Source organism: Alloyangia mangrovi (genome assembly GCF_002300555.2).
In the GTDB taxonomy this organism is placed as follows: Bacteria; Pseudomonadota; Alphaproteobacteria; order Rhodobacterales; family Rhodobacteraceae; genus Salipiger; species Salipiger mangrovi.
In genome coordinates this window covers 1-21,491 of the sequence record NZ_NTHN02000070.1, presented here as the reverse complement: position 1 = coordinate 21,491, position 21,491 = coordinate 1, and the positions used below count along the sequence as shown (strand labels likewise).

The 21,491-nt window shown below is 66.6% G+C and carries 22 protein-coding genes, 1 tRNA gene and 2 pseudogenes; 7 read left to right on the top strand and 18 right to left on the bottom strand.

All coding sequences use genetic code 11. The annotated features are described in order from the left end of the window. The 10 genes from CLG85_RS24110 to CLG85_RS24065 form a co-directional block, all read right to left on the bottom strand. Nucleotides 1–471: GvpL/GvpF family gas vesicle protein (locus tag CLG85_RS24110; protein WP_260350177.1), on the bottom strand; the 471-nt coding region annotated here is incomplete at its 3' end. After that, the gene (locus CLG85_RS24105; protein WP_260350176.1) at nt 468–968 is read right to left on the bottom strand and encodes a hypothetical protein; all 501 of its coding nucleotides are present in this window, start codon (nt 966–968) and stop codon (nt 468–470) included. The genes CLG85_RS24110 and CLG85_RS24105, both read right to left, overlap by 4 nt. Further along, complete coding sequence (gvpJ, locus tag CLG85_RS28035; RefSeq protein WP_224846828.1) at nt 965–1,288, bottom strand: gas vesicle protein GvpJ; 324 nt, start codon at nt 1,286–1,288, stop codon at nt 965–967. Before gvpJ ends, CLG85_RS24105 begins: the two co-directional genes overlap by 4 nt. Then, nucleotides 1,285–1,569: a gas vesicle protein GvpO gene (gene gvpO / locus CLG85_RS24095; protein ID WP_260350175.1), complete on the bottom strand. Its 285-nt coding sequence runs from the start codon at nt 1,567–1,569 to the stop codon at nt 1,285–1,287. Before gvpO ends, gvpJ begins: the two co-directional genes overlap by 4 nt. Before the next feature lie 42 nt (nt 1,570–1,611). After that, the gene (locus CLG85_RS24090) at nt 1,612–1,776 is read right to left on the bottom strand and encodes a hypothetical protein (protein ID WP_176476475.1); all 165 of its coding nucleotides are present in this window, start codon (nt 1,774–1,776) and stop codon (nt 1,612–1,614) included. 77 nt (nt 1,777–1,853) lie between these two features. Next, nucleotides 1,854–2,807, bottom strand: coding sequence for an AAA family ATPase (locus tag CLG85_RS24085; RefSeq protein ID WP_095880863.1), 954 nt, complete (start codon nt 2,805–2,807; stop codon nt 1,854–1,856). A gap of 111 nt (nt 2,808–2,918) precedes the next feature. Further along, nucleotides 2,919–4,088 carry a 4-coumarate--CoA ligase gene (pcl, locus tag CLG85_RS24080; RefSeq protein WP_095880864.1) on the bottom strand — a complete coding sequence of 390 codons (1,170 nt, stop codon included), beginning with the start codon at nt 4,086–4,088 and terminating at the stop codon, nt 2,919–2,921. Between the two features lie 26 nt (nt 4,089–4,114). Then, complete coding sequence (locus CLG85_RS24075) at nt 4,115–4,594, bottom strand: hypothetical protein (protein ID WP_260350174.1); 480 nt, start codon at nt 4,592–4,594, stop codon at nt 4,115–4,117. Between the two features lie 652 nt (nt 4,595–5,246). Continuing rightward, nucleotides 5,247–5,621 (bottom strand): photoactive yellow protein, encoded by a 375-nt coding sequence (gene pyp / locus CLG85_RS24070; RefSeq protein ID WP_095880866.1) that lies wholly within the window; start codon nt 5,619–5,621, stop codon nt 5,247–5,249. An 18-nt stretch (nt 5,622–5,639) separates the two neighbouring features. Continuing rightward, the gene (locus CLG85_RS24065; RefSeq protein WP_095880867.1) at nt 5,640–6,074 is read right to left on the bottom strand and encodes a hypothetical protein; all 435 of its coding nucleotides are present in this window, start codon (nt 6,072–6,074) and stop codon (nt 5,640–5,642) included. Between the two features lie 704 nt (nt 6,075–6,778). On the opposite strand from CLG85_RS24065, the gene CLG85_RS24060 reads away from it, so the two are divergent. Further along, nucleotides 6,779–7,456 (top strand): hypothetical protein, encoded by a 678-nt coding sequence (locus CLG85_RS24060; protein ID WP_235865296.1) that lies wholly within the window; start codon nt 6,779–6,781, stop codon nt 7,454–7,456. 318 nt (nt 7,457–7,774) lie between these two features. Here CLG85_RS24060 and CLG85_RS24055 read toward each other — a convergent pair. From CLG85_RS24055 to CLG85_RS27925, 3 genes and pseudogenes are all read right to left on the bottom strand, one after another. After that, nucleotides 7,775–7,849, bottom strand: a tRNA-Asn gene (locus CLG85_RS24055). Between the two features lie 13 nt (nt 7,850–7,862). Then, entirely contained in the window at nt 7,863–8,252 is a 390-nt protein-coding gene (locus CLG85_RS27930; RefSeq protein WP_375796952.1) for a hypothetical protein, read from the bottom strand. 22 nt (nt 8,253–8,274) lie between these two features. After that, nucleotides 8,275–8,751, bottom strand: a pseudogene (locus tag CLG85_RS27925) (MBL fold metallo-hydrolase); the annotation flags it as partial. Between the two features lie 150 nt (nt 8,752–8,901). Here CLG85_RS27925 and CLG85_RS24045 point away from each other — a divergent pair. Continuing rightward, on the top strand, nt 8,902–10,185 hold the full coding sequence (locus CLG85_RS24045) for an ATP-binding protein (protein WP_260350173.1): 1,284 nt from the start codon (nt 8,902–8,904) through the stop codon (nt 10,183–10,185). 47 nt (nt 10,186–10,232) lie between these two features. On the opposite strand, the gene CLG85_RS24040 is transcribed toward CLG85_RS24045, so the two are convergent. Next, nucleotides 10,233–10,544: a DUF1476 domain-containing protein gene (locus tag CLG85_RS24040; protein ID WP_095881774.1), complete on the bottom strand. Its 312-nt coding sequence runs from the start codon at nt 10,542–10,544 to the stop codon at nt 10,233–10,235. Nucleotides 10,545–10,706: 162 nt separating this feature from the next. Here CLG85_RS24040 and purC point away from each other — a divergent pair, with 162 nt between their 5' ends. The 3 genes from purC (at nt 10,707) to CLG85_RS24025 (ending at nt 14,698) form a co-directional block, all read left to right on the top strand. Continuing rightward, nucleotides 10,707–11,468, top strand: a complete 762-nt coding sequence (purC, locus tag CLG85_RS24035) for a phosphoribosylaminoimidazolesuccinocarboxamide synthase (RefSeq protein ID WP_095881775.1) — start codon at nt 10,707–10,709, stop codon at nt 11,466–11,468. A gap of 88 nt (nt 11,469–11,556) precedes the next feature. Beyond that, nucleotides 11,557–11,787: a phosphoribosylformylglycinamidine synthase subunit PurS gene (purS, locus tag CLG85_RS24030; protein WP_095881779.1), complete on the top strand. Its 231-nt coding sequence runs from the start codon at nt 11,557–11,559 to the stop codon at nt 11,785–11,787. A gap of 802 nt (nt 11,788–12,589) precedes the next feature. After that, nucleotides 12,590–14,698: an Ig-like domain-containing protein gene (locus CLG85_RS24025; RefSeq protein ID WP_095881776.1), complete on the top strand. Its 2,109-nt coding sequence runs from the start codon at nt 12,590–12,592 to the stop codon at nt 14,696–14,698. A gap of 120 nt (nt 14,699–14,818) precedes the next feature. Here CLG85_RS24025 and CLG85_RS24020 read toward each other — a convergent pair whose 3' ends face one another. Further along, nucleotides 14,819–15,433, bottom strand: coding sequence for a nucleotidyltransferase family protein (locus CLG85_RS24020; RefSeq protein ID WP_095881777.1), 615 nt, complete (start codon nt 15,431–15,433; stop codon nt 14,819–14,821). Nucleotides 15,434–15,748: 315 nt separating this feature from the next. On the opposite strand from CLG85_RS24020, the gene CLG85_RS24015 reads away from it, so the two are divergent. Then, nucleotides 15,749–16,915 carry a histidine kinase dimerization/phosphoacceptor domain -containing protein gene (locus CLG85_RS24015; RefSeq protein WP_224846895.1) on the top strand — a complete coding sequence of 389 codons (1,167 nt, stop codon included), beginning with the start codon at nt 15,749–15,751 and terminating at the stop codon, nt 16,913–16,915. Here CLG85_RS24015 and CLG85_RS24010 read toward each other — a convergent pair. Both CLG85_RS24010 and CLG85_RS24005 read right to left on the bottom strand, forming a co-directional pair. Beyond that, a complete protein-coding gene (locus tag CLG85_RS24010; RefSeq protein WP_095884181.1) occupies nt 16,872–18,200 on the bottom strand; it encodes an HlyC/CorC family transporter in 1,329 nt (442 codons plus the stop codon). The two genes, CLG85_RS24015 and CLG85_RS24010, sit on opposite strands and share 44 nt — an antisense overlap. Nucleotides 18,201–18,403: 203 nt before the next feature. Continuing rightward, nucleotides 18,404–18,712, bottom strand: coding sequence for a hypothetical protein (locus CLG85_RS24005; protein ID WP_224846897.1), 309 nt, complete (start codon nt 18,710–18,712; stop codon nt 18,404–18,406). A gap of 340 nt (nt 18,713–19,052) precedes the next feature. Here CLG85_RS24005 and CLG85_RS24000 point away from each other — a divergent pair, with 340 nt between their 5' ends. After that, the gene (locus CLG85_RS24000) at nt 19,053–21,122 is read left to right on the top strand and encodes an ATP-binding protein (RefSeq protein ID WP_217989784.1); all 2,070 of its coding nucleotides are present in this window, start codon (nt 19,053–19,055) and stop codon (nt 21,120–21,122) included. Nucleotides 21,123–21,258: 136 nt separating this feature from the next. Here the strand turns inward: CLG85_RS24000 and CLG85_RS23995 are convergent. Further along, nucleotides 21,259–21,491: pseudogene (locus tag CLG85_RS23995) on the bottom strand (single-stranded DNA-binding protein); the annotation flags it as partial.

Sequence of the window (21,491 nt, the reverse complement as noted above, 5' to 3'; positions counted from 1 at the left end):
CCGGAGGTCGATCTGCGCCAGGCGGCCACCGCCGCCGCGCGCGGCCAGCGCATCGCGCTGCCGGGCAAGGTCCGGCATGGCCTCGAGCGTTGCTCCAAGGGCGGCGGCGCGGTCGAATTCGACCCGCAGACCGACCTCGGCATGTCCCTCGATCCGGGCGAAGTTGCGGTCGATCTGGGGCGTTGCCCTGCCCACCATGGTCGCGAGGCGGGTGGTGTCGCGCACCACATGGCCAAAGCGGAAGGGCAGCACCGGGCCGTGGGTCATCAGCGCCTCGAGCACCCGGGCATGCGCCGTGAGATAGCGCCGACGCTGCGGCACCGGATGCCCGTCGTGCGGTGTCATGGCGAGGACCGCGCCCTCCAGCGCCAGGGCCTGCACCGGGCCGAAGGCCCCTTCGATCGGACGGCGGGCCAGCCGTGTGCCGAGCGTGTCGCAGCGCATCAACCCGTAGAGGTATGCCGCGCTCATGTTGGCGTCTCGGCGCCCGAGTGGTCCAGCGTCAGTCGGCCGTCGTAAAAGATCATCCGGAGCGTGCCGGTCCGGAGGTCTTCGGGCAGGGAGCAACTGAGGGGGTGCCAAGGCGAGCCGAGGGTCAAGCGGCCGCCCTGCGGATCGATACGGAGCTCGTGCAAGGTGACGCCGGGAAGATGCGCTTCGCGCGTCCAGGCGGCGTCACCTTGCTGGATGCTGTGGTCCGGCAGGCTGCGATCCTGGCGCATGGAGGGGCCGAGACGGGCCGCGACGGTTCCAAGGCGACTGCGGCGCGAAATCTCGGTGCCGCCGCTTTCGGGACCCGGAGGCAGGCGCTCTCCGATATCCCGCAGGCCCTCCGCGAGCGCGCCCATCAGCCCGCGCAGGCGCAGCTCGAGCGTCTCGATCCCTGTGCGCGCCTTGGAGGGCCCGCCCGAGTGCGCCTTTCGTCCGGTATCACCCGCCTCGTTCGTTCCGGATTCCCTGATCCTCATGCGCGGGCTCCCGGTATCGGCAGTTGCTCCAGCCGGGACTCAAGCGCGCTCACCCGTTCCAGCAAGGCGGCGTTTTCCTGTTCCAGGCGGCGCGCCTCCGCCGAGAGGTGCGGGTCGGTTTCCCACCAGTTGATGCCGAGTTCCTTGGCCTTGTCGACGGTGGCGACGAGCAGCCTGAGCCGGATCGACAGCAACTCGATCCCGACAAGTGAAACCGAGACGTCGCCGGCCACGACGATCCCCTTGTCGAGGATGCGCTCGAGGATATCGGCAAGCCCGTCCGGCTGCATGGGGTGCCCGTGCTGGCTGCTCAAGGTCATTCTTCGCGATCCTCCCGATGGTAGCGGCGCAGCCGGCGGAAACCGGTCAGCTCGCCGCTCGCGTCAAGTGCAAGCTCGTAGGCGGCGAGAAGGTCGTTGTCGCCCATGCGGGCTGGAGCTTCGATCACTTCGGCGACGATGCGCCATCCTTCAGAGTCCCGCTCGGAGCTGGCGATCCCCTCGATCGGCAACGGGGTGATGTCCTGCAGGGCGGCCCGCGCCTTGCCCATCGCCTGTTGCAGGGACATTGGACGGGCCGAGCGGCTGGAGGCTGCGGTCACGGCAGGCGCGGGGGGGCGGAGGCTCGGGGCGCTTGCGGGCGGTCATGGCCAGGGGTCCTCCTCGGGGATGGCCAGTTGGGCGAGCAGGCGTTGCGCGCGGCGCGCTTGGGCGCGCAGGTCGGCTGCGGAAAGCCCGGCGCGGTGTTTCATGACCTCGAGCTCCCGGCGCAGGCGGTCGCGCTTGAACTCCACCTTCACCAGTTCCACTGTAGCCTCGGTTCGATTGCGCGGCGGGCGGCGCAGCGAGCTGTTCGGCCGCCGGAGAGCGGATGCGGGCGGGCGTTTCACGAGGCCACCTGAATGGCTGTCTCGCAGGAAGACGTGTCGCCGCCGCGCAGCCCGTCCAGGGCTGTCTTCAACGCCGTTTCGAAGCCCTCGGCCTGGATTGATCCGCACATCGAGCGGCTGCGCAAGACGTCGACGCAGATCTGCACGAAACGGCTGTCTCGCGCGTCGACCCGGACTTTCTGCGCGGCAAGGAGACGCCCCAGAAGCAGCGCCGTGCGCAACGAGGCGGGGGTGCCGGGCAATATCCGGCGCAATGATCGCACGAGCGCGACCAACTGTGCCGCCATGGTGCTGTCTAGCCCGGTGCGGGCCGCGACGATGCCGCATTCGGTCTCGGCCGACATGTCGTCGAGATCGAAGGTCACCACCCGATCGATCAGTGCGTCCGGTGGATGCTCGACCCCGACATATTCATGCGGGTTGGAGGTCAGCAGCATGCGGAAGTCGGGGTGCGCCTCGAGCCGCTGGCGCCCCGCGCGGGCGTCGTGGAACACCAGGACCCGCTCCTCAAGCACCGGCAGAAGCACGGCATTGGCATGGGGCGGGGCACGGGTGAACTCGTCGTAGACCAATGTGTGCCCGAGGCGCATGGCGTCGGCCAGGATCGCATCCCGCCAGTCCGACCTCTCCTGGGTTTCGGTCCGGCGGACCCGGCTGACGTAGGCGTCCACCGTTTGGCGGGAACTGCGGCCAATCTCGCGGCCGACAAGATCCTCGCGCGTCAGCCAGCGATCGCCGGTGAGAAAGGAAACCGGTCGCCCCAGGCGCTCGGCGATGCGCAGCGCCAGCGTGGTCTTGCCCATGCCGGCGGGTCCGCGCAGGTGCACCGGGACATCCGCGGCGAGATAGGCCAGCGCCCGGCTCTGCAGCGAGAGAACCTCTTCGTCCTCGAACAGCGGCCGTTCCTGCATGGGCAGCCGGAAATCTGCGGGGCGCTCGGGCTGGGCCATGTGGAACTCCTTTCCTCAAGAGGGACCGCGGTTTGGTCTCTTGATCTGTCTTAGCGCGAAGGTGGTGAATCCGGGCTTAATCGCGGGCGGAGTTTTTGCGGCAGCGCCCCGTCACGCATGCCAGTCGGCCAGCTTGCCCATGGGATCCCGCGGCAGCCGCGCCCCGAAGGTGTAGATGACCGGGCGCGCCGCCGGCGCAAGACGCGCCTCCATCTGGTCACGTAGCCGTTCTTCCAGCGCCGCGGCATCGGCGCCGGCGCAGGGCACGATGAAGCACTTGAGGCGGTCTCCGTCCTTCCGGACGCAGGCCCGGGCGACCTGCGGCTCCGCTTCCAGGGCCGCAGCCACCCTGCGCAGCGAGACATTGTGGCCGGCAACCTGCACGCTCCGGTCGTGGCGGCCGTGAACGGTGAACGCCCGACCGTCGCCGGACCAGCGAAGGTGGTCCTGCAGGTCGATCGCGACGCCTCTGCGCTTTGGCGGATTGCCCGGCTCGAGACAGCGCAAGAGTTGGAACGGGGCCTCCGGGCTGGCCCGGTGCCCGACGCCGCCGGTCTCGGAAGCGCCGTAGATTTCCGTCAGCGAGCTGAGGCCGGCGCGCGCGACCGCCTGCCATAGGTTCGGCGGAGCAGGGGCGGTCGAGGTCACCGCATGTGCCGCCACGGCCATGCCCGGAAGCAGCGCCAGCACGTGGCCGAAAATGTACGGGGTGCCGATCACCAGATCGCCGGGGCGCAGAGCCCGGAACAGGGCGCCGGGCCCCATGCCGGCGAGATCGAGGACCGGCAGGCCCAGCCGCGCGGGCAGCAGCACCGTGAAGAGAAAGCCGTAGATGTGATGCGGTGGCACCAGCGCGACGACTCTTGCGGGCGCTTCGGAAAGGCTCTCGGCCGCATGCGCCTCGACCTCCTCCACAAGGTTTTCCAGGGGGTGATGTGCCACCTTCGGCGTCCCGGTGCTGCCGGAACTGAGGAAGGCGAGGGGCAGATCCGGCGCAGCGCCCTCAAAATGCGTCTCGAGAAGCTGCGCCCAAGTGCCGAGCTCGGGATGCAGCAGCATGTAGTCCTCGACCCCGGAGCGATGCAGCGCGAACCTTGTCGTCATTGCCGAGACGAGGTCGATCCGCGAGAGGCTGTCGAAGCCGAGACCATCCTCGTCGATCCGGGTCTCGTCCGTCCAGAGCGCCGCAGGCATGCGCCGCGCGCGGGACGGGTCGAGGCGCTGGAGCTCGTCGAAGAGCACCGCCTTGCACAAGCGCAGGGCATCGTCGCGGCGGATCATCGTGCCCTCCCGCGGCCGGGATGGCCTCAGGCCTGTTCCAGATCGTGCAGGAACTCGCCCACGAGACTGGCGAAATGCGCGCGGGTCTCGGCGATCTCGGCCCGCAACTGGAAGGCGGTGGCGGCCAGCTCGGCAGCGGTCGCGTCGGTCGGGGGCATGTGGCGACTGACCGAGACATCCTGCGCGGCGTCGTAGCTCTCGAGCGCTGCCATGGCCGCGTCGAGATCGGGAAACTGCCAGGCCCGGCAATAGTCGGTCTCGTCCTCGGCAACGTGAAACCGCTTTATGCTGACGACGAAGCCGGCATCGGTGCGGAAGATGTTGAACTCGTACCACCAGGGGAGCTCGGGGTTGAAGCTCATTGCCATGCCCAGCTCCACGCCGGTGAATTCCAGCGGACGGCTGCCAACCCGTGGGATGCAATAAGTCATCTCGCCAACGGGCCGGGAGTCGGCCGGGGTGTCGTGGAGCGGCAGAACATGGTCGGTCGGCTGTCTATCTGTCATGTAGGGCATCGCTACTCCTCTTGCCGGGTAGGTCCGGCTGCTCAGGCTCGAGTGACAGGTTCGGGACCGCGGTCCCTCGGGTGGGGCGGAGCCCGTGCATCGTCCGGCGCGTGCAGAACGGGTTCCAGCGAGGCGCGCCAGGCAGGGCGGGCCGACCCGAGAAGCGCAAGAAGATCAAGCGGATCGGAGATCCACGCTGCGCGGAAGGCCGGTCGCGTGCTTTTGCCCCGCGGCTCTCGGACATGAGCGACGAGGCGGTCCTCGGGATCGAGGTAGATCGCCATCTGGCCGCGCACTTGCGAGCCGTCGGACCCCGTATGCAAGGAAGCCTCGGGCGGGCCCCCGCTGCAGCTAGCCGGCCTGCGCCCTGCATCGAGAGGAAGGACCAGCACGGGCAACGCGTCGAGGCACAAGGGGCGCAGCCCATCCCTGCGCAGCCGGACCTGCCGGGGAGGTGGGCGCGTTCCCGCCCGGGGCGGTGCATCGCGCTCGGTAATCGGTTCGACCGGGCCGGCGACCCGGGCCACGAGGGTGGAGTCCGGAACCGGCATTGGCGGATCGGACGCTGCCTCGGCGCCTGCGCGCAGCCGCCGCAGTTCGGGGTTGATCCGGATCAGGAATTTCGGTTCGGCCAGCATTCCCGCCCCCGCGCTCAGACCCTTTTGACAAAGAGCCAGCAGGACTGTCCGTCCGGCTGTGACTTCATGTGGATCTTCACGTTCACGTCCGTGCCCTTGTAGGCGAATTTATAGTCGAACATGACATTCACCTGGCCGCTGCGGTGGAATTTGATGAACTCTCCGTGGAACCGCTTGCCCTTGGCGCAGGGGGCGATCTGGTTGAAGAAATCCATCCCGATCACCTCGGCGGGAACCCGGTTCGAGATCAGGCCTTCGGCCTTGTTGTACTTGATGATCTTGCCCATGCGATCAAGCAGCACCGCGCCGAAGGGAAGATATTCGGCCCGCTGGGGCTCGCGGCTCAGGATGTTGTCGATGTCCTGGCTGCCAAAGGGAATGATTTCCATCTATCGATCCTCGCTCGTTCACGCCGCTCCGTCGGAGCTCTTGTCCACGCCGTCCTCATCGTCGAGAAAGCTGTCGTTGCGGGTCAGGGACATGTCGTGCAGCCGGCGCATCGTGTGACCGTCGAACTCGGTCAGCTTCTCGCGCCCCTCCTGATCCGCCCAGCGATAATCCATCGTGCCCATGGTCACGACGCATTGCGGAAGCACCTCGTAGCGAAATTTCATGTCGACTTTGTGCGCGTCTATATCGATCTCGCTCGCCTCGCCGAATTCCACCAGAGCAGCCAACTCCTCCATCCGGCTATCAGCCTCGAGCTTCGTATTGTCGCGAATGATCTCGGCAGCAGCGGCGAGGACCCACTCGGGATAATTTCCGCGGACGATCAGGCCGAACTGATCTGAGTGGAATTCGAAGCGACCTCCGCTTTCCTTCAGGTATCCAATCGTTTCCATGCTCGGAACGCTCCTTTCAGCCGCTTAGAAGACTGTTCTATCGTGAACTTTTCCGTAGGTTGGGAGTAAGCGACGGGAGCAGGATCTCCAAACGAACAATCCTTAAATGGTTTCCCTTTCATTTCCGAAATGCGCCGGATTCTGGCCTTCACTTTCGCTTAGGTAATTTCCCGCAGGATCGCCTCCGGCATGTCAGTGATAGGAGGTGACGAGGAATGGCCTCGGCCAAGACCCTGACCGCGCCCAATGCGAGCACCGCCCCAGCCGCGGGCCCCGATGATCGCGATCCGCGGCGGGTCATCCTGCCGCGTGCCGGTCGCAAGCCTCTGAATTTCATGGGGCGCAACGCCAGCCGCACGGTCTCGCACGGCGGAGAAGGGTCAGGGCTGCCGCCGGATGAGCTGGCGCTCTGGACGCGCATCGATGGGCGCTTGGCGATTTCGTTGCGGCTTTGTGGAATAGAGGATGCAACCGTGGTTCCGGGTCTCGGCGCGGCCCTTGACTGGATCGAGGTGGCGTGCGGGCCGCCCCCCCCGCGACGCACCGCCGCCGGAGGATGCCGGGGCGCTGCTGCAGCAGCTCGAAGCTTGGCTGTCAGAGGCGTGTCGCCTCGAGCGGTTGCGCCATCTGGCCGGCTTGGCGCTTCCGCAGTGGATCGGCTTGCAGGCCGACATGGAGCGAAAGATGGAACAAAAGAAGGTCACATGAGCGATCAAGACTCTTATGCAGACTGGGTACGCTCCGTCCGTGCCGAAGCGCGGCGCAACCTGCAGGCGCTCCGCCGGGACCGGCTCGCGCGGGGCAGGCGAGGAAGGCGCGTGGCAGAGGATTCGTCGCCGGACATTCAGTCACCGGAAGCGCTTCCGCTTTCCGTCTCCCGCCAGACCGCCGGCATGGTGCGCACAGAGTGTCCGGATTCGCTGGCCGCGGCCGAGCCGCAGGCTGACAAGGCAGCCGAAGGTGCATGCGATGCTCCCTCGTCGCGGCCGGGAGAGGCCGGAGCGGAGGATGCGCCCTGGGTCGACACGGCGGCGCAGCGATCAGCCGGCGACGCAGCGCTGGAGTGTGGCCCGCCCGATCAGGAAGTCACGCCAGGACCGGTCCCGGCGCCGACAGAGCCTTCCCGCGCGTGTGCCAGCAACGAGGCACCTGAGGCGACGCTGTGCTGGGCGGAGGAGGAGTTGCGCGACAGCACATTGACTCGCCTGCCCGGTGCCGGGATTGGCCTGGTATGGCTGCTTCACGCGAATGGCATCGGCTCGCTCGAAGGGCTGGCCACGGTCGATGCCGAGGCTCTGAAGCAGCGGCTGGGGCTGGTCGGGCAACTTGTCGACGTTCAAGCCTGGATCGATTTCGCAAAGAGCGATCCGGGCGACCCCTGAACGCTTTGCCATCGTCACGCCCAATGCGCACCGAGGCGCGTCTTGGGCCCGTGTGGCATCGACTGGACTTGTCCGGAAGCTTCGGGTCACATCAAAACGATCATCGTCAGACCGTCGCTGCGCGAACCTTCAGGAGGCGGCGCCATAGAAAACGGCATATGGGCACCGCAAACCTTTCCGGGACATGGCGGCCCCCTAGAGGTCTCGCGCGGCTCCAGGAGGCTGTGCACCGGTTTGAGTGGCTGAAACGCAAAACCCCCGGACCTCTGTCGAGGCCCGGGGGCTTTATGCCATAACTTCAAGCTCTTGCGAGAAGTTTGGCTCCGGCGGTAGGGATCGAACCTACGACCAATTGATTAACAGTCAACTGCTCTACCGCTGAGCTACGCCGGAACGTGGGGGGTATTTAGCAATGGCGACTCCGGGCGTCCAGAGGCTTTTTGCAGTTTTTTTCGCTCCGGCGTGAATTTTCTTTCAGGACCTTGAAAAGACGCAGGTTTTTTTCAAGATTACCTAGCGGAATCACGGCTTTACGCTGGGTGAGGTCGATGAGATGTGCCAGCACATTTCGGGCTGCGGCGGGCAAAAGTGCGGGATTTGTGTCGTGATAGATGACAGAGGCGAGACTCGCGGCGTCGGCAGGCCCGGCGGCGAGCGCGGCCAGGATCGCCGCCTCGCGGGCGCGGCGGTGGGCGAGCAGCGCGTCGATGCGCTCCAACGGGGCCTCGACCGGGGCGCCGTGACCCGGGTGCAGTTTCGACCAGTGCCGCCTGCGCAGCCGTTCGAGCGAATCCATGAAGGCGCCGAGGTCGCCGTCGGGGGGGCGAGACGAGCGAGCTCGCCCAGCCCATCACCAAGTCTCCCGAGAAGAGCACATCGCCCCAGGCAAAGCCCAGGTGGTTGCCGAAATGGCCCGGCGTGTGAATCGCCTCGAGGCGCCAGCCGTCGGTTTCGATCACCGCGCCGTCGGGCAGCTCTTCATCGGGGACGAAGGCCGCGTCGACGCCTTCGCCGCCGCCGGCGAGGCCGGTCTCGGCGAGGCGCTGCATCATTTCGCTGCGCCCGGCGCGAGCGCCGCCGAAGGCCAGAACCGGAGCGCCGGTGGCCTCGGCGAGCGGGCGGGCGAGGGGCGAGTGGTCGAGGTGGGCGTGGGTGACGAGGATATGGCTGATGCGCTGGCCCGGTCCGACCGCCGCGAGGATGGCCTCGAGATGCGGCTCGGAGAGCGGGCCGGGGTCGATCACCGCAAGCGTGCCCGTGCCCAGCACATATGTATTGGTGCCGCGAAAGGTCATCGGCGAGGGGTTTGGCGCCAGCACCCGGCGCAGCCCGGGCGCGAGCGGTTCGGCATGGCCCGGAACGGGCTGGAAGTCGGGCTGGGGATCGATCATCTTGGCTCTCGTTTGCAGATGGTGGCGCCTCGGCGCCTCGGCTAGGGTTAGCGCATGTTCTTCCAGTGGCTCAAACGTTACATGCCGCGCGGCATCTACGCGCGTGCGGCGCTGATCCTCATCCTGCCGGTCTTCACCATACAGCTGGTGGTCTCGGTGGTCTTCGTGCAGCGCCATTTCGAGGGCGTCTCGCAGCAGATGACGCGGGGCGTGGCGCGCGACGTGCGCTATGCGCTGCACACGCCCGCGGCGGCGGCGCCGCTCGGGCTCCGGATGCGGGCGGTGGACGACTCGGCGCTGCCGCCTGCGGACCAGCGGCGCTGGTACGATTTTTCCGGCATCGTGGTCACCGAGACGCTGCGCGGCTTCGTGCCCGGCGTGCTGCGGGTGATGCTGCCCAACGACAATGACGTCGAGCTCTACCTGCGCGGCTCGCGCGGCTCGCTCTACAGGGTGGAGTTCTCGCGCCAGCGTGCCTCGGCCTCGAACCCGCACCAGCTTCTGGTCAACATGATGGTCTTCGGCATCCTGATGACGCTGATCGCCTTCTTCTACCTGCGCAACCAGTTGCGCCCGATCACCCGTCTGGCCGAGGCTGCCGAGGCCTTCGGCCGCGGCCGGCACGTGCCCTACCAGCCGGGCGGCGCGGTCGAGGTGCGGGCGGCGGGCAATGCCTTTCTCGACATGCGCAACCGGATCGAGCGGCAGATCGAGCAGCGGACGATGATGCTCTCGGGGGTCAGCCACGATTTGCGCACGCCGATCACCCGGCTGCGGCTCGGCCTGTCGATGCTGGACGACGCGGACCGCGAGCCGCTCGAGCGCGACGTCGACGACATGCAAAGGCTCATCGACGCCTTCCTCGACTTCGCCCGCGGCAATTCGCAGGACGGGGTGGCCGAGCCGGTGGACCCGGTGGCACTGGCAGCCTCGGTGGTGGCCGACGCGCAGCGCGGCGGCAAGGCGGTGAGCATGGGGCAGGTCGAGGGCGCGGGCGAGGTGAGCGTGCGCCCGGTGGCACTGCGCCGCGCGCTGGAGAACCTCGTCGGCAACGCGGTGCGCTACGGCACCCGCTGCGAGGTGTCGGTTACCCTCACCGACAAGTCGCTGCGGATCCGGGTCGAGGACGACGGGCCGGGGATTCCGCCGGAGCGCCGCGAGGAGGCGATGAAGCCCTTCACCCGGCTCGACCCGGCGCGCAACCAAGACCGCGGCACCGGGGTCGGGCTGGGGCTGGCCATCGCGGCGGATGTCGCGCGCGCGCATGGGGGTGTGCTGCGTCTCGGAGAGAGCGACACGCTTGGCGGCTTGCGCGCGGACATCGTGATCGCGCGGTAAGCCCTGGAGGACGGGGCGGCGGGGCGATGGAGCGCCGCCCCGAAGGCTCAGCCTTCGTCGAGAATTTCCTTGCGCGCCTCGGCCAGCAGCGCCGCGCGCTTGCGCGCGACCTCGTCGACGCTGGCCTTGTCGCCGAGATCGCCCGCGACCCGGGCAATCCCCGCATGGCCCGCCGCATCGAGTTCGGCGCGGATGATCTGCTCCACGTAGGCGCCGGCCTCGGGCGCGGATTTCCCGAGCAGATCGGCGGCCCAGAGGCCGAGCTTCTTGTTGCAGCGCATCTCGGCCTGGAAGCGCAACTCGGCATCGCGGGCAAACTTGTTCTCGAAAGCCTGTTCGCGGTCGTCGAAAGTGGTCATTGGAAACCCCTCCTGAGAATGCCCAACTATACCGCGTATAGAGTGTATTGGACATTGCGCTGTCTCAAGTGAAAGCAGGCCGCTTGCGGCAAGGGCAGCCTTGATTTATGAGGGCGGACAAGACGCAGCGGCCGATACGCGGCCCCGGGCGAAAGGATTCCCATGGCACGGCGCAAGAAGATTTACGAAGGCAAGGCAAAGATTCTGTACGAAGGCCCCGAGCCGGGCACCATCGTCCAGTACTTCAAGGACGACGCCACCGCCTTCAACGCGCAGAAGAAGGACGTGATCGAGGGCAAGGGCGTGCTGAACAACCGCCTGTCCGAGTTCTTCATGACCGGCCTCAACAACATCGGTGTTCCGACCCACTTCCTCAAGCGGCTGAACATGCGCGAGCAGCTCGTCCGCGCTTGCGAGATCATCCCGCTGGAGGTGATCGTGCGCAACTATGCCGCAGGCTCGCTGGCCAAGCGGCTCGGCCTCGAAGAGGGCACCGCGCTACCGCGGCCGATCGTCGAATATTGCTACAAGGACGACAAGCTGGGCGACCCGCTGGTCACCGAAGAGCATATCGCCGCTTTCGGCTGGGCCGGGCAGCAGGACATGGATGACATCCTGAGCCTTGCGCTGCGGGTCAACGACTACCTGTCGGGCCTGATGTACGGCGTCGGCATCCGCCTCGTCGACTTCAAGATCGAGATTGGCCGCGTCTATGACGGCGACTTCCAGCGCCTGATCGTCGCCGACGAGATCTCGCCCGACTCGATGCGCCTGTGGGACATCGAGACCGGTCAGAAACTCGACAAGGACGTGTTCCGCCGCGACCTCGGCTCGCTGACCGACGCTTACACCGAGGTGGCGCGCCGTCTCGGCGTGATGCCGAAGCAGGCCACCCACGTGTCGAAGCCGAAGCTGATCAATTGAAAGCGTAACGCCGGAGGCGGCGCTGCGATTTACCTGATTTGGGAACGATGAGGGGCAAAGCCCCTCCGCGAAGAACGGAGAGATGGCCATGAAGGCACGTGTGCATGTGATGCTGAAAGAGGGCGTGCTCGACCCGCAGGGCGAGGCGGTGCGCCACGCGCTTGGCGGGCTCGGCTTCGAAGGCGTGGGCGCCGTGCGTCAGGGCAAGGTGATCGACCTGGAGCTGGCCGAAGGCACCGGCGAGGCGACGGTCAAGGAAATGTGCGAGAAGCTGCTCGCCAACACCGTGATCGAGAGCTACCAGATCGAGATGCTCTGACCCGCTCCGGCGGATCGGCCGCAAGGCCCATCGAGACACGCAGACGTCCCCGGCCACCCGCCGGGGACGTCTTGCGTTTCGGGGGGCACGGCGCAGGTCAATGAGGCGCACATGTGGCAGGGCCGGTGTTCGCCGGTGTGCCGCAGCGGTCGTGCCGGATTGTGGTCATATTTACGAAGTTGATTCGGTGAATTCGGTGCCTCTTTAGAGGGGCTCCGGCGCAATCGCTTGAATTTTAGTAGATTGGTTCGGCTGATGCGACAGATGCGCCTTAATTTTGACGGATCGCCGTAGGGCGTGGTTCACAGGGGCTCCCGCTGCCGCTGTTTCCATCTCTGGGACAAATCTGCACGCGGTCAGGGCAGGCATCTGCCGAAATGCCCGAAAAGGCGCGGTTGCAGCCTTGAGGCTCGCAAGAAGTGGAAACAATATTTCGCCACATTTGCGGCAGATTTTCCGGAAACATGGGAGTTAAGGCCCAGATTTGGTCACCGCGTGACACATGAGCGCCACTTTTGGCTTTGTTAACGCGCAGCCTCGCTCTAAGTAGTTCGTTAAGCCCGACTGGGGGGGCGACGAAGGACAGGCCGGGGGCGGCCGCCGATCTCAAGTCATCCGCGAGGATGTGGACGATGGTGCGGGGCATATGTGCCCGGCACCACCAGGACTGCTTTTGCCGCTGCCCGGCATGCAGGCCACCGGACACGCGGAAAGGACGGAGGTGGGGCAATGCGGCGCAGCCGCGCCGGATGCCGCTGCGGCGGCGCGGGGACGTCCCCGTTCTGAGTTGAAGGGTGTAACGATGGCTGACTTGTTTCTGAACTGGGTGTCGCTGGGTGCGATGGGAACCACGCTGGCGGACACGTCGACCGGCGGCTCCTCGACCACCGTCGATACCGGCGGCGTCAACGTCGCAATCTCCTTCGCGGCAGAGGACACGGGGGCCGAGGCCTTCACCGTCGCTTACGATGGCTACGTGCCCGAAGGGTCCTCGATCGATCCCAATTCGCACCTGAAGCTCTTCGGCGAGGGCGGGAACGGCGGCACGGTCTCGTCCACCTCGACCACGGTCTTCGACTTCAGCTCCTCGAACGAGCTCTACACCGACGAGGTGCAGAACCTCTCCTTCATCCTCAACGACGTGGATGGCGGCGCGGGCTCCGACCTCGGCGATCTGGCGGGGGACTCGACCGCCACGCCGGGCGGCATCGACTTTCAGGACAATGTCACGATCCTCGCCTATGACGCCGAGGGCAATCCGGTCGAGGTCACGCTGACCGCGCTCGGCACCAGCACCAGCACCAGCGGTGCCACTGCCACCGGCGAGGACATCACCGACTTTGCCGACCAGGATGGCAGCGTGCTCGTCTCGATCGCCGGCCCCGTGTCGCGCATCGAGGTGGTCTACGAGAACGGCGGCGACTCCACCCAGGGCGTGCTTATCTCGGACATGAGCTTCTCGACCTGCGACGTCGAGGACAGCGGCCCGGTGGCCGAGGATGACGCTGCAGAAACCGACGAGGACGTCGCCGTCACCATCGACGTGCTGGCCAATGACAGCGATCCCGACGGCGACCCGCTCACCGTCACCTCCGCCACCGCCACCCATGGCTCGGTGGTGAACAACGGCGACGGCACGCTGACCTTCACCCCCGACGCCGATTACAACGGCGACGCCGAGATCACCTATACCGTCGAGGACCCGTCGGGCAATTCCGCCACCGGCCATGTCGCGATCACCGTCTACCCGGTGAACGACGATCCCGTGGCCGAGGATGACTATGTCACCACCGGCAGCAACACCCCGGTCACGCTCGATCCGACCGAGAATGACACCGATGTGGACGGCGATGATCTGACCGTCACCGGCGTCGGCGATGCCAGCAATGGCACCGTGACGCTGAATGCCGATGGCACCGTCACCTACACGCCGAACGAGGGGCACTCGGGCGCGGACAGCTTCACCTATACCATCGATGATGGTCACGGCGGCACCGACACGGGCACCGTCACGGTCAAGACCGGCATTCCGACCGACCCGACCGGGGGCGAGAACACTCCGCCGGATGCTGTGAACGATCTGTATCACACAACCGGCACCTCGACGGCGACCTTCGATCCGACCGAGAACGACAGCGACGCCGATGGCGACACGCTGACCGTCACCAGCCTCGGCACGCCGACCAATGGCACCGCCACGCTGAACGAGGACGGAACGGTCTCCTACACCGCCGAAGAGGGCTTCACCGGCTACGACGCCTTCTCCTACGAGATCGACGACGGCAACGGCGGCACCGACACCGCCTATGTGACGGTCGAGGTGATGCCCTGCTTCACCCCCGGCACGCTGATCGCCACGCCGCAGGGTGAGCGCCTGGTCGAGGATCTCAAGGTCGGCGACCGCGTGATCACCCGCGACAACGGCATCCAGGAGATCCGCTGGGTCGGCCGCAAGGAGCTTACCGGCTTCGAGCTGGCGCGCCAGCCGCACCTGCGTCCGGTGCTGATCCAGAAGGGCGCGCTTGGCAAGAACCTTCCGGAGCATGACCTGCTGGTCTCGCCGAACCACCGCGTGCTGGTCGCCAACGACCGCACCGCGCTCTACTTCGAAGAGCGCGAGGTCCTCGCGGCGGCCAAGCACCTGACCGGGCTGGCGGGGGTGGACGAGGTCGACACCATGGGAGTCGCCTACATCCACTTCATGTTCGACCAGCACGAGGTGGTGCTGTCCAACGGCGCCTGGACCGAGAGCTTCCAGCCCGGCGACTACACGCTCCAGGGCATCGGCGAGGCGCAGCGCGCGGAAATCTTCGCGCTCTTCCCCGAGCTCGAGCAAGCCGAGGGCCTGCAGGCCTATGGCGCCGCCCGCCGCTCGCTGAAGAAGCACGAGGCGCAGCTTCTGGTCGGCTGACCGGAACGCCGCAAAGCATGCAGCTCGTCGCAGTGCCGTCGGTGGGGCGGTGCTGCGGCGAACCAAAAACCCCGGGGCGCGGCGCGCTCCGGGGTTCTTTGCGTATGAAAGGCCGCGCGCTCAGCAGGGGTCGAGCGCTTCCTGGCGTTTTTCCCAGTCGCGCCACGCCTCGGGTGTGTCGAGGTCGATCAGTGCGCGGCGGCCCGGAAGGGTCACCCGGCGCAACCGGTTGCGGTTGGCGGCAAGCACGCTGCGCGCGCCCTCGTCCCCGTCCAGCATCTGTATCGCCGAGAAGCAATCCGCCGGGAACAGCACTGGATGCCCCGGCGTGCCGTCCTCGGCGCAGCCCTGCTGCAGCGTCGGCTGCGGCATGGCGCGAAAGCCCTGCACGAGCATGAGGATATCCTCAGATGTCAGCTCGGGCATGTCGGCGGGCAGCACGATCAGCGCGTCGATCCCGCGCGGCAGCATGCCGACCCCACGCCGCAGCGAGGCGGACATGCCCAAAGACGCATCGGGGACGGCAACAAGTTGCACTGGCAGACCTGCCAGCGCGGCGGCGCGCGGATGGTCGTGATCGGGTAAGGTGACCGTCACGTGGTTGACCGCGCGCAGCGCTTCCTCGGCCTGGCGGCGCAAGAGCGCCCGGCCACCGACCTGCTTCAGAAGCTTGTCGGCTCCGCGCATCCGGCTGCTTGCGCCGGCGGCGGGAATCAAAACAGCTATTCCTCCCATGGGATTCCTTATACAGCAAAGCCGGAAATCCTGACGGGATTTCTCGGTGATTGGGCGGGGCGGGCGTGATCCCGCGGGCGCAGTCGGCTGGACCGGGACGCTGGTGAAGCAGGGTGGTCTGACACCCAAGCATAAGCAGCAAATTCACCAAAAATGTGTAAACTGTCCCGGAACTCTCCGACTCTGCCGTAGCGTTGGTCGAGCGGGGCGCAGATTGGCACTTGGCGGTATCTTGCCTGCTGCTATGTCTGAAAGAATGCCTGCGACGCCCGGCCCCGTGCGTTGCAGGGTCTGGTGAAGAGGCAATTTCGGACAATGGTACTCGCACGGAAATCGGATGATGAGCTTGAACGCCTTGCCGAGCTGCGCAGCTACGGCGTGCTCGACAACGGCCCCGATCCGGCTTTCGACGAGGTGGTGGAGTTGCTCGCCTCGCTGCTCGAGGTGCCGGTCGCGCTGATCAGCCTTGTCGACGAGAACCGGCAATGGTTCAGGGCGCGCTTCGGTATGGAGCCGGGGCAGACGCCGCTCGAGCAGTCGATATGCGCCCATGCGATCCTGTCGGAGGATATCCTCGAGATCGAGGATACGATGCTCGACCTGCGCAGCGCCGACAACCCGCTCTGCTGCGGGACGATCTCGGCGAAGCGCTTCTACGCCGGGGCGCCGCTGGTGACCCGCAGCGGTCATTGCATCGGCACGCTTTGCGTGCTCGACGACAAGCCGCGCAAGCTGACCGCCCAGCAGCGCAAGCTGCTCAAGGTCATGGCCGGGCAGGTGATGCGCCAGCTCGACCTGCAGCGGGCCCTGCACAACAAGGAAATCCTGCGCGAGGAAATCGACCACCGGGTGAAGAACTCGCTGCAGACCGTGGCCTCGACCATCCGGCTCTACCGCGCCCGCTCTACCGAGCCCGAGACCCGCGACGCGCTCGACGCGATCGCGCGGCGGGTAGATTCAGTCTCGCAACTGCATGCCGAGCTGAACCTGACCTCGAAGATGCATTTCGTGCGTCTCGACACCTATCTGTCGCGTGTCGCGACGCTGCTGCAGCGCCACGCGCCCGCCGAGGTTGCCTTCGAGGTCGACGTGCCGCGCATCGAGGTGGAATCGCGGGTCGCCGCCTCGATTGGCGTGGTGGCCAACGAGTTCGCCGCCAATGCGATGAAATACGCCTTCCACGAAGGCGGCACCGCGCCGGTGGTCCGCTTCGAGATGCGCCCCGCCGGAGAGAACCGAATCCTCTTCACCTGTCGCGACAACGGCACCGGCCCCGAGCCGGGCTCGACGCTCGACGCGCTGGCCTCGACCGCGCTCGGTGCGCGGCTGCTCGAGGCGGCGGTGAGCCAGGTCGGCGGCACGGTGGTCGAGCGGCGCGAGCCGGGCGGCTACGTGCTCGAAGCCGAGCTGCCGATCGATCCTGCCGCCGACGCGCCGGTCACTCCGGCAGAGGCTCCACGGGCCGCACCCGCAGCCGAGTGATCCGGTTGTTCTCGCGCTCCATGACTTCGAAGCGGAAGCCGTGGAAGCTGAATCGCTGGCCCACGGTGGGGATCATCTGCGCCTCGTGAATGACGAGCCCGGCGATGGTGTTCGCCTCGTCGTCGGGCAGCGACCAGTCGGCGGCCCGGTTGAGGTCGCGGATGGTCATCGCGCCATCGAGCCAGTACCAGCCATCCTCGCCGGCGCTGACCTGATGCTCGGCATCGGGGTCGTGCTCGTCGGCGATCTCACCGACGATCTCCTCGAGGATATCCTCGAGGGTGATCAGCCCCTCCAGCGAGCCGTATTCATCCACCACCAGCGCAAAGTGGGTGCGGCGGCGCAGGAAGTTGCGCATCTGGTCGGCGAGCGTGGTGGTGTCAGGCACGAAGTAGGGCTTCATCATCACCTCGGTGATGCGGAAGTCGTCGAGCGCGTCGAAGCCACGCTCGCCCGCCTTGGCCATCACGTCGTACATGGCACGCAAAAGGTCCTTGGCGTGCACCATGCCGATGATGTTCTCGGGCTCGCCGCGGTAGACGGGCAGGCGGGTGTGGTTGCTGTCGAGGCACTGCTGCAGGATGGCGCGGGGCTCGGCCTCGGCGTCGATGCTCTCGATGCCCGAGCGGTGCAGCATGATCTCCTCGACGGTGCGCTCCGCGAGGTCGAGCGCGCCGAGGATGCGGTCGCGGTCTTCCTTTTCCACCACGCCTTCCGAGTGGCCGAGCTGCAGCGCCCCGGCGATTTCCTCGCGCACGGCGAGGATCTGGCTGTCGGGGTCGGTCTGCACGCCGATCAACTTGAGCAGGGCGCGTACCAGCGCCCGGATCGCCGCCACCACGGGCGAAAAGATCAGGATCACCACCCGGATCGGCGGCGCCACGGTGGCGGCGGCCTGCTCTGGGTTGGTGATGGCATAGGTCTTGGGCAGCACCTCGGCGAAGATCAGCACGAGGAAGGTCATGATCAGCGTCGCCATCGCCACGCCGCCGTCGCCGAGCAGCCTCGTGAAAAGCGCCGTGGCGAGCGAGGTGGCAAGGATGTTGACGAGGTTGTTGCCCAGCAGCACCGAGCCGATCAGCCGTTCGTTGTCCTCGGTGATCTTGAGCGCCATGGCTGCGCCGCGCGAGCCCCGGTCCATGGCGGCGCGCAGCTTGCCGCGCGAGGCGGCGGTCAGCGCGGTCTCGGAGCCGGAGAAGAAGGCCGAGAAGAGAATGAGCAGCAGGATCGCGGCGGAGGTCATCCAGAAGGCCGCGTCGAGTGTTCCGGTGGCAGGGGCGTCCATACGTCCGTCTTTTCGTGTTCGAGAGGGTTCACAGAGTTATGGGGCCCGGGGCCTTGGTCTTCAAGGCTTTGGCCGGGATCCCGGGCAAAACGGATGCCCTCGGGGTCTGCGCCCGCACCGATGATCGGCCCCATGCCCGCGGTGGGGATTCTGCCGCCCGGCCGGGGTCCGGCTGGCGTGCCGGACCCGCGCCTTCGTTTGACTTACTTCTTGCCGAGGAATTGGCCGACGATGGCGGTGAGCACGCCGCCCCCGGCGGCGCCGCCCAGAAGCTGGCCGATCAGCGCGCCGATATCGAGCCCGCCCGCGGCGGTGGCCGCATCGGCGGCCGCGGTCGGATCGCCGCCGCCGAGGATCGCGCCGATGGCCGAACCGCCGAGGATGCCGCCGATGGCGCCGGAGAGCAGCTTGGGAAGCACCGCCATGCCGACGGTCTTCACCACCTGGCCGGCCACGCCGCCGCCCACCATGCCCGCGATTGCCTGAACAATTATTGCTGCAATACCTTCCATGAATGCGTTCCTTCTGGTTGCTAAAATGATTATTGGATCGCGCCATGGTAGCTCAGGTAGCGAGATACCGTTAGGCAAACTTTGTGCTGGGGCCGCGGCGGTGGCAGAGCGGCGCTTGGCCGCGCCTCACCAGCGCTTTGCAATTGACCGTGCTAATGCCGTGCACTCTTTTCCCGGTTCCTCAAAGTCAGGGCAAATTCCGTGTCATTCGGGCAACGATCGGCGAGCATGGGCTTTCCGCGGCAGTGAACCCATCTATATGTGTCGGGATATTCCCCCTCACATGTCGGACACCGCAATGCGCCTACCGTTTATTAAGAGTAGAAAGCCGGTACCGATATTGCGGCCCGACGAGGCTGCGGGCCACGATGATCCGCGCGAGGCTGCCCGTCAGGCGCTTTTCGAGATCATCGACGATGGCTTTTGCATCATCCAGTTCATCGACGGGCCGGACGGACCTCTTTCGGATTACATGCATATCGAAGCGAATTCCGGCTACGAGCGTCATACCGGAATCAAGGGGATCGTGGGAAAAACCGTCTTTGACGTCGCGCCCGAGGATGGTCGGGAATGGGTGAAAATCTACGGCGCTGTGCTAGATAATGGTGTGCCGATCCGTTTCGAAAGGAATTTCTCCGAGGCGGGGCGGTACATCGAGGTCTCGGCGCGGCGCGTTGAGCCCAAGAGCCTCGGGCAGGTCGCGGTCCTCTTTCGTGACATCACCGATCGCAAGCTTGCCGAGGCCGAGATCCGGGCCAGCGAGAAGCTCTCGCGCGAGAACGAGCAGCGGGTCAGCCTCGCGCTCGAGGCCGGGGCGATTGTCGGCACCTGGGTCTGGGATATCCCCGAGGATGCCTTCACCGTCGACGAGGGGCTGTCCTCGGCCATGGGGCTGCGCAAGGGCAGCGAGCGCGGCGATCTCAACCTTGACGACATCATCTCGAACGTCCATCCCGAGGACAAGCCACGCCTGAACGCGGATATCGAGAAGGCGCTGCGGAAGGGCGGCGCCTACTTCCAGCAGTTCCGCGTTTTGCGCGAGGACCGGAAGTACCATTGGATCGAGGCAAGCGGCAAGGTCGAGCTCAACGCGCGCGGCATGCCCGAGACCTTTTCGGGGGTGCTGATGGACATCAGCGGCCGGCGCGAGGTCGAGGCCGAGCGCGACCGGGTGGCGGCCGAGCTCTTCCGCCTCAACGAGACGCTCGAGCGCCGGGTGTCGGAACAGACCGCCGCGCTGATGGCCAAGGAGGAAGAGTTGCGCCACGCGCAGAAGATGGAGGCGGTCGGCCAGCTCACCGGCGGACTGGCGCATGACTTTAACAACCTGCTGGCGGCGGTCTCTGGCTCGGTCGAAATGGCCCACGCTCGGCTTTCCGAGCAGCGCGTCGACGAAATCGAGCGCTATCTTGCCATGGCAAGCAATGCGACGAGCCGCGCGGCGAACCTCACGCAGCGCCTGATGGCCTTTGCCCGCAAGCAGGCGCTTGCGCCCAAGCCAACCGACGTGGCGCGGCTCTGCGCGGGGATGGTCGAGCTGGTCCAGCGCACGGTCGGGCCGCACATCGAGGTGAAGACCGTCGCCAACGAGGACACCTGGCCGTCGCTTGTCGACCAGAACCAGCTCGAGAACGCGCTGCTCAACCTCTGCATCAACGCCCGCGACGCTATGCCGGCCGGCGGCAGCCTGACGATCGGCGTCGCCAACTGCAGCATCTCGCGCGGCAAGGCAAAGACCATGGGCCTCGGGGCAGGGGATTACCTGCGGATCAGCGTTTCGGACACCGGCAGCGGCATGAGTGCCGAGCAGATTGACCGGGCCTTCGAACCCTTCTTCACCACCAAGCCGATGGGCGAGGGGACGGGGCTCGGCCTGTCCATGGTCTACGGCTTTGCCCAGCAGTCCGGCGGCGCGGCGGAGATCACCTCGGAACTCGGCAAGGGCACCGTCGTTAGCCTCTACCTGCCGCGGGGCTTCGATGCGGTCGAGGCAGAGCCGGGTGCCGACGAGGTCGGCGATGGCGAGCGGGCCGCGGCGCCGGAAAAGACGGTGCTCGTGGTGGAAGACGAGATCCTCGTGCGGATGGTGGTCGTCGATGCGCTGCGGGACAGGGGGTACACCGTGCTCGAGGCCGGCACCGGCACCGAGGCGCTGGAGGTGCTCAGGCAGACGCGGCACATCGACCTGCTGCTCACCGACGTCGGGCTGCCGCGCGGGATGAACGGGCGCCAGCTTGCAGAGGCGGCGCGCGCCGAGCTGCCGGGGCTGAAGGTGGTCTTCGTCACCGGCTACGACGAGACCGCCGCGCTGGGAGGCGATCTTGCGGCGGCGGATGTCGAGATCGTGCAAAAGCCCTTCAATCTGGATGAGCTCATCGGAAAGGTCGGCGAGTTGATCGCCGCGGTCTAGGCCGAAGCCGCACCGGCCAAAGGCCGCGTCGCAGACAAGCAGCCGGGGCGCACGAAAGAGAAAGGGCTGGCAGATGCCAGCCCTTGCGCATTTCGGTTCTCCCGCATGCAGGATCGCACGCGCGGGAAAAATTCCCTCAGAACGGAATTTCGTCGTCGATGTCGCGCGAGCCGCCACCACCCGAGCCGCCGCCATAGCCGCCGCCCGAACCGCCGCCGTAGCCGCCATCGTTGCCGCCGCCGTAGCCACCGCCCGAACCGCCGCCGTAGCCGCCACCCGAGCTGCCGCCGAAGTCACCGCCGCCGCCGCCCTGACGGCTATCGAGGAGGGTTAGCGTGCCGCCGTAGGGGCGCAGCACGATCTCGGTCG